The sequence below is a fragment of the Staphylococcus sp. SA22 genome (assembly GCF_054165785.1).
On record NZ_JBSZQY010000005.1, the window covers coordinates 49,485 to 62,110 of the forward strand.

The window sequence follows — 12,626 nt, forward strand, 5'->3', positions numbered from 1 at the left end:
ATTTTTATGCTTATTTCAAATAACATGTTTGAAATGTATTCTTGTTGCTTTACATTATTTTAACTGCAGCTATTTAATTTATCAAATTATAATTTATTTTAGAGTTGCAACGGTAACGCCAAATCCACCTTCGCTTGGCATACCACCTCTAAAGTCACTAACACATTTATGCTTTTTCAAATGTTGTTGTACACCTTTTTGAAGTGCACCTGTACCTTTACCATGAATGATATAAACTTGTTCGTAATTACTTAAAACGGCTTGATCTAAATATTGATCTAGTTCAATTAAAGCATCCTCATAACGATAGCCTCGTAAGTCAAGTTCAGTTTTAATTGTTTGACGATTTTGACGTGTAACCATTTTCGTTGGCTTAACTTTTTCTTTTTGTTTTTTCTCTAAATCTTCAATAGGTAACTTCATTTTAATAATTCCCATTTGAACAATTGCTTCTTCATCATTGACAATTTCTAAAACTTCACCCTTTTGACCGTAAGATAATACTTTTACTTCATCACCAGCAACAATTTTATCGTATTTTTGTTTTTGTACATTTTGCTTTATAGATTTCGCTTCATAATGATCATCTAATCGTTTCTTCTTATCAATCAATTCATGTTCTTTAACATCTGCACCTTTTTGTTCACGCAATTGTCTTAAATCTTTAATAATATCGTCGGCTTCTTTTGTTGCAGCTTTAATCTTTTGATTTGCTTTTTCTTTCGCTTCCTCTATTAGAGACTTTTCATAATTTTGGAATTGTTGATACTGCTTAGATAAATCATCATGCACTTGCTCCGCTTCTTTTACAAGACAATCCAGTTCTAACCTCTGTGTCTCTACACGTTTGTAATTACGCTCTAATGATTCAATCATTTCATTTATTTCTTTTTCATCAGTACCAATCATCGTCTTAGCCTTATTAATAATATTCAAACTAAGACCTAACTTTTTAGAAATGTCAAAAGCATTTGAACGACCCGGTACACCCATTAATAACTTATACGTTGGACTCAAAGTATCTACATCAAATTCTACACTCGCATTCATAACGCCTTCTCGATTATAACTATATGCTTTAAGTTCAGGATAGTGCGTCGTTGCCATTACTAGAGAACCAATTTTTCTAACATGGTCTAAAATGCTCATTGCTAAAGCAGCACCTTCACTTGGATCTGTACCTGCACCTAATTCATCAAATAAAACTAAACTATGTTTGTCTGCATGCTTTAAAATCTCAACTATATTCGTCATATGAGATGAAAAAGTTGATAATGATTGTTCTATTGATTGTTCATCTCCGATATCGCAATATACATTTTTAAATACACTCAACTGACTACCATCAAGTGTTGGAATCAACAATCCTGATTGAGCCATAACAATAATTAAACCTAATGTTTTTAATGTTACTGTTTTGCCACCTGTATTCGGTCCTGTAATAATTACCGTTTCAATATCTTCCATAAATTCGATGGTATTAGCTACAACAGTCTCACGATTTAATAATGGATGGTATGCTTTAGGTAAATATACAGTACGTTCCTCTTTAAATATCGGCTTTGTTCCTTTAATACTTCTACTATATCTCGCTTTTGCGATTAAAAAATCTAACTGACCCATGACTTGTTCTGCCACAAGCAGTGCATCTTTGTCCGCAGCCACATAACCAGTTAGTTGCGTTAAAATGCGTTCTTTTTCAATTGCTTCATCATGACGTAATCGACTAATTTGATTATTCATTTCAACAACTGATGATGGCTCAATATACAATGTTTGTCCTGAAGCAGATTGATCATGTACAATCCCATTAAAATCTTGTCGATATTCAGCTTTGACAGGTATAACGTTTCTTTCATTCCTAACTGTTACAATAGCATCTGATAATTTTTTCTGATTTGCTTGACTTTTAACAATACGGTCCAAATTTTGTCTAATACGTTGATTCGTGCTAGAAATTTTACTTCTAATCCCTTGCAATTCATAACTCGCATTATCATATAAATCGTACGTATCACATGTTTCATTTATTTGTTGAAAAAGATCTGTTAACACAGGTAATTGATTCATCTTGTCATCTAATATTGGGTATTTAACACCTTCATCTTCTTCAACCAATTGATTATAAAATGTCTTAAATTGATTTTGTACTTGAATTAATCTTTTTATCAAGTTAAGCTCTGATACATTTAAAACGCCGCCAATATCAGCGCGATGAATGAATGCTGATACTTTAGATAAGCCACTCAAGCTTGGTAAACGATGCTTATTATAGATTTGAGCAATCTCATCCGTTTCTTCCATTTGAAAAACAACCGTTTCAAAATTAGTAGCTGGCATCATTTGATTGACCTTTTCCAAGCCTAAGTCACTAATTGTTTCATTGGCAACGAGTGATTTTATTTTTTCAAATTCTAAGACGTCTAATGTTTTTTGTCTCATAAAATCCCTCTATTTCTTAAGTTTTATATTATTTTCAATAAAGTCTTTAAAAGCTTCACGCGATAATGCGTTAATCACTCTATCTTTTGTTACAAATCCTTTTTGCGCAGTTGCTACGCCATAATTCATAAAATCTAAATGATTTGTATGATGCGCATCAGTGTTAATAGTTAATTTCACATTTGGATATTTACGAACGATATCAGCGTTCAGATCCAGTCGATGTGGATTGGCATTAATTTCTAATACTGTATTCGTTTCTTCAGCTAATGCCATTAATTGTTCAATATTCGGTTTATAACCATCTCTTCTACCTATAATACGCCCTGTTGGATGCGCTATATGTCGCACGTATGGATTGCGACATGCATTAGCTAATCGTTCCATAATTTGTTCTTCTGATTGGTTAAAGCTTTGATGAATAGCTCCAATTACATAATCAAGTTGTGCTAAAATTTCATCATCATAATCCAGTGAGCCATCAGGTAATATATCCATTTCTGTACCTGAATAAATATCAATTTCACTATATTCTTTATCTAAAGCTTTAATTTCTTCGTTTTGTCTTAAAAGTCTTTCTACTTGTAAGCCATTAGCAACACGTAAACTTTGTGAATGATCAGTAATTACCATGAATTTATAACCTTTTGCGATATTTGCTTCTACCATGTCTCGAATAGAAAACGCACCATCACTATACGTTGTATGCATATGAATATCTCCATTAATATCATCTAATGTAATGATATTACTTAGATCTTTATCAAATTCGCTACCATCTTCTCGCATAGCAGGTGGTATAAAATTCACATTAAAATGTTCATATATTTTGGCTTCACTATCATATTGAATTAATGTACCATCAGCTTGTTCAATTCCATATTCACTTACTTTTTCATCACGTGCTTTAGCAAGTTGTCGAATTCTTATATTATGTTCTTTTGACCCAGTAAAATGCTGCAATGTATGATAAAAAGCACTTGGCTCAATTAATCGAAAATCGACACCAATTGTTTCATCATCATACGCTAATTCTAATGAAACTTTTGTGTTCCCCACTGCAACTTCTTTTACTTTATTGGGAATATTTAATAATTGTTGCTGCACTGCTTTTGGGTTATCGGTACTTATTATGAAATCTAAATCTTTGCTCATTTCTTTAAAACGACGGAAGCTTCCTGCAGATGAATATTGATCGATATAATTTAATGTATCTATATAATCAATTATTTCTTGATTAAGTCTTCTCATTTGATCAATTGGATATCTATCTTTCTTAGCACCAAGTTGTTTCACAGCTTCTAATATGTTTTGTTCCGTTTTCTTAGCAAATCCGCTTAATTCACTAACTTTTCCATTTTCACAAGCAACTTGAAGTGAAGCTTTATCAACAATATTCAACTCTTTATATAGCTTAGCAATTTTCTTGCTTCCAAGTCCTTGAATTTTCAAAAGTGGAATAAGACCTTCTGGAACTTCTTCCTGTAATTGCTGTAAATACTGAGATTCACCGGTCTCACGGTAATCATTGATTACTTCTGCAACACCTTTACCAATGCCTTTTAACTCCGTTACATCAGATATTTCATCTAATGGTCGTTCATCTAATTCAAGACTTTGAGCTGCTTTTCGATACGCTGATATTTTAAAAGTATTTTCCCCTTTTAATTCCATATAAGTAGCAATTTGTTCTAATAGTTTGATAACATCTTTTTTTGTCATAATAACACTCCATAAAAAGAAGACCAGGACGTATCATTAATATATACCTTTGTCCTGACCTCTTATGATAATTTATAAATTAATGGTGAAAGCCGATAAATATGGGATGTGAAAAATCAATGAATGACTCACAATAGATATTTTAAGCTGATGTTGTAATGCTTCGTTAGGATATAATGCCAATAGATATAACGTAAAGTTTAAGACAATTATTGTCATAAACACACCAACTATCATTCCCATTGCACGACTGAAAATATGAATGTTTTGATACGCTATTATTTTATCAAAAGTTACGATAATTAGATATAAAATGAACTTACAAAACAATGTAATCATTAAAAAAGCTACAATCGCTTCAAATCGATTTTGTAGATGATTAAAATGAAACGCAAAAGTTGTATTAAATGCTGTTGTTTTAGGATATGGAATAAATACAATTAATCTTTCTACAATAGATTTGTAAAATTGACTGGCAATCCACAATGATACAATCGTTGCACTCAAATGTATCATAGATAACCAAAAACCTCGTCTGAATCCAACGATGACAAAATACACAAAGAAAATGATTATGATAAAATCAATGACCATTTATTGCTCACGCTGCTGCAATTTGTGAATTTGTTGTTTCAAACGACGATTTTCTTCTTCTAATAGTACTTTTTCATGCATAATATTCACAGCAGTTAGTATTGCTTTTCTTGAAGTATCTAAACCTGCTGCTTTATACCCTAATTCTTTTATTTTATCATCAACTAAATGTGCTACATATCGTATGTGCTCTGGGTTATCTTCCCCAACAATTGTAAAAAGCTGATCATTAATTGATACATTTACCTTGTTTTTAAACTGTGCCATTTATAATTTCTCCTGATCCTTTTTTTAAAATCTAAATTCACGTTATAAAATATGACTGGATAGTTTGTCTGAATTTGATACTAATATTGTTATATTGCAATTATGATAAAACAACAACACAATCTCTATAGATGACTTAATGTTCTTTTTATAATGAAATGAAATAATGTAAAGAATTTTCTATTCAATACTTTATCATGTTTAAATTGTGTCACTATAACATTTTCATAAACATTATACATGACCACTATGTATTTTGTAAGTATCCGCAATTAATTCTTTACAACATATATAAATGTTTCTGACGTTATTATCATTTATGATATGATTATTTTTGCTAATGATAATGAAATTATATGAAAGGATTTACACAAATGGCGAATATCGTTTTTAAATTGTCGGATAAAGACATAACGACATTAATGTCACGCATTTCTTTTGATACTGAGAATTTACCTCAAGGTATGAAAGCACGTGCAAAGTATCAAAATACAACTGTAAATATTTACCAATCAGGTAAAGTCATGTTTCAAGGTAATCATGCAGAAGCTGTGTCTGAAGAACTTCTACCGCAGCTTTCTCAATTGAATACTAATAAAACTAAAAAGAAAAATATGGCTAATTCTTTTCTTGAACAAACTTTAATGTATGATCAATTTAACTGTATTGGTAGTGATGAAGCTGGAAGTGGCGATTACTTTGGTCCATTGACTGTATGTGCTGCTTTCGTTACCAAAGAGCATGTTCCTATTTTAAAAACTTTGGGTGTAGATGATTCAAAAAAATTAACCGATACCAAAATTGTAGAGCTTGCTGAACAATTGGTTACTTTCATCCCACATTCACTTTTAACACTACACAATGAAAAATATAATATTCAGCAAGCAAAAGGCTGGACTCAAGTAAAAATGAAAGCTGTTCTTCATAATGAAGCCATCAAAAATGTACTTGAAAAAATTGATTCGTCTCAATTAGACTATATCGTCATTGATCAGTTCGCAAAACGCGAAGTGTATAGCCATTACGCATTATCCGATATACCACTTCCAAAGAAAACAAAATTTGAAACAAAAGGAGAATCGAAGTCATTAGCCATTGCAGTGGCAAGCATAATTTCTAGATACGCATTTGTTACGTATATGGATCAAATATCAAAAAATATTAATATGACAATTCCTAAAGGTGCCGGTGCTAAAGTCGATGTAATCGCCGCCAAAATTATAAAAAAATACGGTATTTCACGTTTAGATACCATTTCAAAAAAGCATTTTAAAAATCGTGAAAAAGCCCAAAAAATTTTAAAGCCTCTTTGATTTTTAATCATTAGAGGCTTTTATGCAGTTGTGCGAAGCATCAACTGTATTCCGCTGTGCCTCTTTGATTTATAATCAAGATAAATTGGATCCTAATAGGAAATCCTATTAGGTAAGTCATACTAATTTGCTTTGCTCATAAGTATGACTTTATATGCAGTTGTGCGAAGCATCAACTGTATTCCACTGTGCCTCTTTGATTTATAAATGAAATGGAACCTAATAGGTGAATCCAAAAATAAAACCCCATGTTAAGGATATCAATCTACTTCAGATATCCTTATACATGGGGTTTAAATCATTATCTAATAACAGCACCTTGTTCAATTAATGCTGCTTCAATTTCCGCTTGTACTTTTGAAACACGTTCATCTGTCAATGTTTCTTCTGTGTCTAAATAATTTAATCGTATTGCAATTGATTTTTTACCTTTTTCTAAATGTTCACCCTGATATACATCAAAGACAAGTGTGTCTTTTAATATATTGCCACCGTGTGCATGAATCGTTGATAATAAATCAGCTGCTGGAATATTTTGATCTACTTCTAATGCAATGTCACGAGACATGCCTGGGAATCTCGGAATTGGCTGGTAATTAATGTAACCTACCGACACAGCCATTAATGCATCAAAATTCAACTCAAAAACATACGTACGTTTTAAATCATTATCAGCTGCTAATGTTGGATGTAATTCACCAATAAAACCAACAACTTTATTCTCTAATAAGATTTCAGCTGTACGACCTGGATGTAATCCATCAATATCAGCACGACGATAACTAAATTCAAGGTTTAACTTTTCAGATACTCTATCCACGACACCTTTTGCTAAATAGAAATCAACCGTTTCTTTCTTACCTTGCCATTGATTGACTACATAATCTCCAGTTAAAATACCACTTAAATATTCAACTTGATCTGGTAGTTCACCTTCACCATTAGCAAAGAAGACATTGCCGATTTCAAATAATTTTACATCTTTATTTTTGCGTGCCACATTATATGATGCCGCTTCGATTAAATGTGGTAATAAACTTTGACGTAATGACGCATGCGCTTCACTCATTGGCATCAATAAATCAATTGTTTGACGCTGTTGCATCGCAAATGCAGTAGCATCTTCTTTAGAAACTAACGAATACGTAATAGCTTGGTCTAATCCAGCACCTTCTAACACTTCTTTAACCATTCTAGTTTTATATTGGCGATCAGTTAGCTGACCACTAGTAACTTTTTCGAAGACAGGTAACGTTGATGGAATATCGTCGTAACCATATATACGTGCAACTTCTTCAATTAAATCTTCTTTAATTGTAATATCTTTACGACGTGATGGTACTTGCACTGTAATAACATCATCATTTATTTCTGTATCAAACCCTAGTTGATTAAAAATAGTAACAATATCATTTTGTGACAAATCAAATCCAATAGTGCGATTAATTTTATCAGCAGTGATGTCGATTGGTGTAATAAATGCACCAAGTTCTCCTGAAGATACTCTATCTTTTAGCACTTTTCCGTTTGCATAAGTTTGTAATAAATAACATGCACGGTCGACTGCTTCATCTACAAATTCAGTAGCTATTCCTTTTTCAAAACGACTAGATGATTCACTGCGTAAATTTAAACGTCTTGATGTATGACGAATGGAAACTGAATCAAAAATAGCACCTTCAATAACTATATTTGATGTATGTTCTTTAACTTCTGAAAAATCGCCACCCATAACACCAGCTAATGCAATTGGAGTTTGTCCATTAGTAATGACAATATCGCTCGTTAATAATTCACGTTCTGTATCATCTAATGTTGTCATTTTTTCGCCTTCATTAGCTTGACGAACAACAATTTGTTGTGAACCAATCGCATCTTGATCAAACATATGCAATGGTTGACCGTATTCTAATAGCACATAATTTGAAATGTCGACAACGTTATTAATAGGGCGTATACCTGCTTTTATTAAGCGTGCTTGCATCCAAATTGGTGAGGGTTCAATTGTCACGTCGTGAACAACACGTGCACTATAATATGGTACTTTATCTTCATTTTCAATTGTCACGGTTAGTTCATCATTTGCAGATAACTCAAGCTCATTTGATGTTGTCTCTGGCTTAGTCATTTTTGTATTATATAATGCTGCAACTTCATAAGCAGTACCTATCATACTTAAAGCATCAGCACGATTCGGCGTTAAATCAAATTCCATTACTTGATCATCTAAATATAAAGCTTGTAAGGCATCTGTTCCTGGAACTTGGGATTCACTAAATACATAAATGCCTGATTCAAAACTTTTCGGTATATAATTACTTGAAATACCAATTTCTTGTAACGAACAAATCATACCTTCTGAACGTTCACCGCGTAATTTGGCACGCTTAATTTTAATACCACCAGGCAATCTTCCACCTACTTTAGCAACAATGACATATTGTCCTGCATCAACGTTCGGTGCACCACATACTATTTGTACAGGTTCGTCTTCTCCAATATCAACTTGGCAAACATTTAATTTATCAGCATCAGGATGTTTCTCTTTTGACTTAACGAAACCGACAACTAAATTTTTGATATCTTTTGTGTAGTCAATTAAATCATCCACTTCAATACCAGTGCGCGTAATACGTTCTGCCAAATTACTTACAGAATCATCGTTTGTTACATATTCTTTCAACCATTCATTTGATATCAACATTACATGTCACCTCTATCTTCTACCGCTTTAAATTGATCTAAAAATCTCACATCATTAGTATAGAAATGACGAATATCTTCTATACCATATTTCAACATTGCAATACGGTCTGGTCCCATACCAAATGCAAATCCAGAGTACTCTGAAGAATCAAAACCAGCCATTTCTAATACATTAGGATGTACCATTCCAGCACCTAAAATTTCAATCCATCCTGTGTGTTTACAAACATTACAACCTTTTCCTTTACATTTAAAACATGACACATCAACTTCTACAGAAGGTTCAGTGAATGGGAAGTAACTTGGACGTAAACGAATTTCACGATCAGCACCAAATAATTTCTTAGCTAACAATTCTAAAGTACCTTTCAAATCACTCATTTTAACGTTTTTATCAACAACTAATCCTTCAATTTGTGTAAATTGATGACTATGTGTCGCATCATCAGAGTCACGACGATACACTTTACCAGGGCAAATAATTTTAACTGGACCTTGACCATGACGTGATTCCATCGTACGTGCTTGCACTGGTGATGTATGCGTACGTAATAAAATTTCATCCGTAATATAGAAACTATCTTGCATATCACGTGCAGGGTGTGATTTAGGTAAATTCAGCATTTCGAAGTTATAATGATCTTGTTCAACTTCATATCCATTCACAATTTCATAACCTAAACCTAAGAATAAGTCTTCAATTTCTTCTATTGTTCGTGTTAATGGATGCTTTGAACCGATTTCAATGTGACGACCTGGTAATGATACATCAATTGTTTCTTCAGCCAATTGCTTATTTAATTTTTCTTTAACTAACATCTGTTGTCTTTCATCTAATTCATTTTGAATTGTTTGACGCAATTCATTCACTTTTTGACCAAACGCAGGTTTCTCTTCATTCGGCAAATCCTTCATCAATTTCATTAGTCCGCTAACTGACCCTTTTTTACCTAAGTATTTCACTTTAACTTCTTGCAGTGCACGTTCATCATTTGCTTCATTAATATCTACAAGCGCTTGTTGTTTTAACTCTGACATTGTTTGTTGTTCAGACATATGTCACTGACCTCCCTATTCGAACTATTCATTTTCTATTTATCATATTTGTTGTTTAACTAAAAAATGACTTTCATCCTCTTAAAAAATAAGGGACGAAAGTCATTTCCGTGGTACCACCCAAATTTATGCCTAAGCATACACTTGTTTAATATTGATAACGGATTGTCTTTCCGACTTAAATCTCTTTAAGTAACCAAAAAGGTGAAAAGACTTTAAATAATTGGAATAACTTGCAGTCACGATTATTCTCCCTAAAACAATTATTTATATAAATGTCCATGCCTTTTTATTGGTTTATATTCAATTGTGTATGCAATCACGTAGAAATGTTCTGTTAAACAATTAATTATAATTATATCGGAAAACTTTCAACACGGTCAACCTTTCAAATGATAAATTAAAATACTACCTGCAATCGCTACATTTAAACTTTCAGCTTTACCATAAATAGGTATGATTAAATTTTGTGTAGTATGTGCTAATAATTCAGGATTAACACCTTCTCCCTCATTACCTAATAGTAGTGCAAAAGAATCACTTGAAGTAACTTCTTTATATGTCACTGCGTTTTCAAGTGCTGTACCATAAACAGGACCAATAAATTGAGTAATGAACGTATCGAGATCTTGTGTCATAACTGGCAAATGGAAAACACTACCTTGACTCGCTCGCAACACTTTATCTTGATAAGGATCTGTCGTACCCTTCTCCATTATTACAGCATCCATTCCAGCAGCATCCGCAGTTCTAATTAATGTGCCTAAATTTCCAGGATCTTGAACACGATCGATAAGCAATACTTGTTGTGCTTTAGAAATATCATATTGTGGCTTCTCAATGATGGCGAAAAACCCTTGTGGTGTCACTGTACCTGATAAAGATTCAGCAACTTTCATGTTTATTTCAAAAACTTCTTGCGCGTATGCGATAATTTGCTGATCTAATCTTGCCGGTTCAATTGCAAATAATTGTGTAATTACAATCCCACTTTGATAAGCTTCTTCAATTAAATGCACACCTTCAATTAAAGCTAATCCAGTTTTATCCCTCTCACGTTTCTTTTTTAGCTTGTTCGCTTGTTTAATTCTATTATTTTGTGCAGAAGTAATTTGTTCCATAGATAGCTCCTCGCTTTATTTTTAAAAATAAAAATATTAATCATTAATAAGATGAAAACATTTGATTGTATAGTTAATATTAATTAATCGATTTTATCACTCATATTATTTCAAATTGTATAAATTTCTTTTATCTATACTACTACTATAAATCATACGCCCCAAAATATCATTATTAATTCTTTTCTTCTTCAAAATAAATCAAAATCATATATTTGATGATTATTTTCAAAGCACATTCAAATCAAACTACGTTTTAGCAATTTGTTGTTAGCATGTTTGTGTTCATTAAAAAAACGACCATCATCGGTATCATGTATGGTCGTTACAAAAGTTAACAATACCAATTGTCATAACAAGTACTGCAACCTCTTTAAATTCAATTATTTCATGTAACTATAGCCTATATCATATGTAATTACTTTGTTATTGATAATCGGGCTACTTTCATCTTCATTTTTACTTCATCAAAATCTTCTTGTTCTAAAGTTTGTGTAACAAACATGCCATCAAAACCTTCTAATGTTTCAATCCCATGTCTCGTGTAAAATCGTTCTATAATATCTTTTGCTGTTCCTTTTGTTAACGTCAGCCTATTTTCTGCCATAAATTTCATAATTATCCTCTTTTCTTTTTAACTTACCTTAATTATTTTTGCGACAACAACAATTCTTTTCGTTGTTTCACTATATGCATCTTCGCACGTTGATAAAGTCATTATTTTATCTTTTACCGTTACATTAACATCTGAATTAATCACAGATTTACGTTTTGTCTCATCTAAAAATTGTTGATAATCTTGATCATTTTCAAAATCTGTACGTATGTAATTATCTTTAGTAGTAGTTTTATATGCACTAAATACTTGCAATTGATATTTACCATATTTATTGTCAAATTCAATTATCTTGTGTTTTTCATAAAACGATTGCTTTAAATAATCTTCTAACACATCAAACATCGTATTATCACCGACATGGTGCCCGTATAAAATAGTATTATGATTTAAATTCTTCAATTCATTTCTAAAATCCATAAAAATACTACCTTTACGTCGATGTTCTCGCTCAAAATCTAAATTTAAATAATCGTGATTTGTCTTACCTTGTAGTACTGGATAATTTAATGATGTTCCTGATAATTTTATCCAACCAACAATGTCTTTATTTATTTTTTCAAGTGATTCAAATTGTGGTCTCACATGTGCTTGATGTTTGCTCATCAGCATTTGAAATTTTTGTTGTAATTTCTCATAATTTGCGCGTTCTTGCTTGTCTTCAATATATGTTTGAACAATTTTGTAACCAAAAATGATAATAATTATAACCAATAAAATTTGTACAATAGTTAAAAATCGCTTCATTCTCATAAAAATCCTCTTTTATTAACGACGTTTCTTCAGTCA

9 protein-coding genes and 2 pseudogenes are annotated in these 12,626 nt (G+C 31.9%); 1 reads left to right on the forward strand and 10 read right to left on the reverse strand.

What is annotated here, in order from left to right; all coding sequences use genetic code 11:
- Positions 1–93 precede the first annotated feature (93 nt).
- The 4 genes and pseudogenes from ACXQH5_RS06125 to zapA all read right to left on the reverse strand — a co-directional run bounded on the left by ACXQH5_RS06125 (position 94) and on the right by zapA (position 5,025).
- On the reverse strand, positions 94–2,442 hold the full coding sequence (locus ACXQH5_RS06125; RefSeq protein WP_001249291.1) for an endonuclease MutS2: 2,349 nt from the start codon (positions 2,440–2,442) through the stop codon (positions 94–96).
- Positions 2,443–2,451: 9 nt separating this feature from the next.
- Positions 2,452–4,164 carry a DNA polymerase/3'-5' exonuclease PolX gene (polX, locus tag ACXQH5_RS06130; protein WP_000161946.1) on the reverse strand — a complete coding sequence of 571 codons (1,713 nt, stop codon included), beginning with the start codon at positions 4,162–4,164 and terminating at the stop codon, positions 2,452–2,454.
- A gap of 72 nt (positions 4,165–4,236) precedes the next feature.
- On the reverse strand, positions 4,237–4,758 hold the full coding sequence (locus ACXQH5_RS06135; protein ID WP_000234071.1) for a CvpA family protein: 522 nt from the start codon (positions 4,756–4,758) through the stop codon (positions 4,237–4,239).
- A gap of 7 nt (positions 4,759–4,765) precedes the next feature.
- Positions 4,766–5,025 (reverse strand): annotated as a pseudogene (gene zapA / locus ACXQH5_RS06140) (cell division protein ZapA).
- A 374-nt stretch (positions 5,026–5,399) separates the two neighbouring features.
- On the opposite strand from zapA, the gene rnhC reads away from it, so the two are divergent.
- On the forward strand, positions 5,400–6,338 hold the full coding sequence (rnhC, locus tag ACXQH5_RS06145) for a ribonuclease HIII (RefSeq protein ID WP_001284269.1): 939 nt from the start codon (positions 5,400–5,402) through the stop codon (positions 6,336–6,338).
- A gap of 301 nt (positions 6,339–6,639) precedes the next feature.
- On the opposite strand, the gene pheT is transcribed toward rnhC, so the two are convergent.
- The 6 genes and pseudogenes from pheT to srtB form a co-directional block, all read right to left on the reverse strand.
- Positions 6,640–9,042: a phenylalanine--tRNA ligase subunit beta gene (gene pheT, locus ACXQH5_RS06150; protein ID WP_000909008.1), complete on the reverse strand. Its 2,403-nt coding sequence runs from the start codon at positions 9,040–9,042 to the stop codon at positions 6,640–6,642.
- The gene (gene pheS / locus ACXQH5_RS06155; protein WP_000003566.1) at positions 9,042–10,100 is read right to left on the reverse strand and encodes a phenylalanine--tRNA ligase subunit alpha; all 1,059 of its coding nucleotides are present in this window, start codon (positions 10,098–10,100) and stop codon (positions 9,042–9,044) included. Before pheS ends, pheT begins: the two co-directional genes overlap by 1 nt.
- Positions 10,101–10,480: 380 nt before the next feature.
- Positions 10,481–11,221 carry a TrmH family RNA methyltransferase gene (locus ACXQH5_RS06160; RefSeq protein WP_000435378.1) on the reverse strand — a complete coding sequence of 247 codons (741 nt, stop codon included), beginning with the start codon at positions 11,219–11,221 and terminating at the stop codon, positions 10,481–10,483.
- A gap of 239 nt (positions 11,222–11,460) precedes the next feature.
- Positions 11,461–11,568 carry a hypothetical protein gene (locus ACXQH5_RS06165; protein ID WP_001803551.1) on the reverse strand — a complete coding sequence of 36 codons (108 nt, stop codon included), beginning with the start codon at positions 11,566–11,568 and terminating at the stop codon, positions 11,461–11,463.
- Positions 11,569–11,604: 36 nt separating this feature from the next.
- Positions 11,605–11,837: pseudogene (locus ACXQH5_RS06170) on the reverse strand (staphylobilin-forming heme oxygenase IsdG).
- A gap of 18 nt (positions 11,838–11,855) precedes the next feature.
- Positions 11,856–12,590, reverse strand: a complete 735-nt coding sequence (gene srtB / locus ACXQH5_RS06175) for a class B sortase (protein ID WP_001242406.1) — start codon at positions 12,588–12,590, stop codon at positions 11,856–11,858.
- Positions 12,591–12,626: the final 36 nt, after the last annotated feature.

Coding starts and splice junctions, on each gene's coding strand:
- rnhC (WP_001284269.1), top strand. CDS start 5,400: ATGGCGAATATCGTTTTTAAATTGTCGGATAAAGACATAACGACATTA.
- pheS (WP_000003566.1), bottom strand. CDS start 10,100: ATGTCTGAACAACAAACAATGTCAGAGTTAAAACAACAAGCGCTTGTA.
- srtB (WP_001242406.1), bottom strand. CDS start 12,590: ATGAGAATGAAGCGATTTTTAACTATTGTACAAATTTTATTGGTTATA.
- ACXQH5_RS06125 (WP_001249291.1), bottom strand. CDS start 2,442: ATGAGACAAAAAACATTAGACGTCTTAGAATTTGAAAAAATAAAATCA.
- polX (WP_000161946.1), bottom strand. CDS start 4,164: ATGACAAAAAAAGATGTTATCAAACTATTAGAACAAATTGCTACTTAT.
- ACXQH5_RS06135 (WP_000234071.1), bottom strand. CDS start 4,758: ATGGTCATTGATTTTATCATAATCATTTTCTTTGTGTATTTTGTCATC.
- pheT (WP_000909008.1), bottom strand. CDS start 9,042: ATGTTGATATCAAATGAATGGTTGAAAGAATATGTAACAAACGATGAT.
- ACXQH5_RS06160 (WP_000435378.1), bottom strand. CDS start 11,221: ATGGAACAAATTACTTCTGCACAAAATAATAGAATTAAACAAGCGAAC.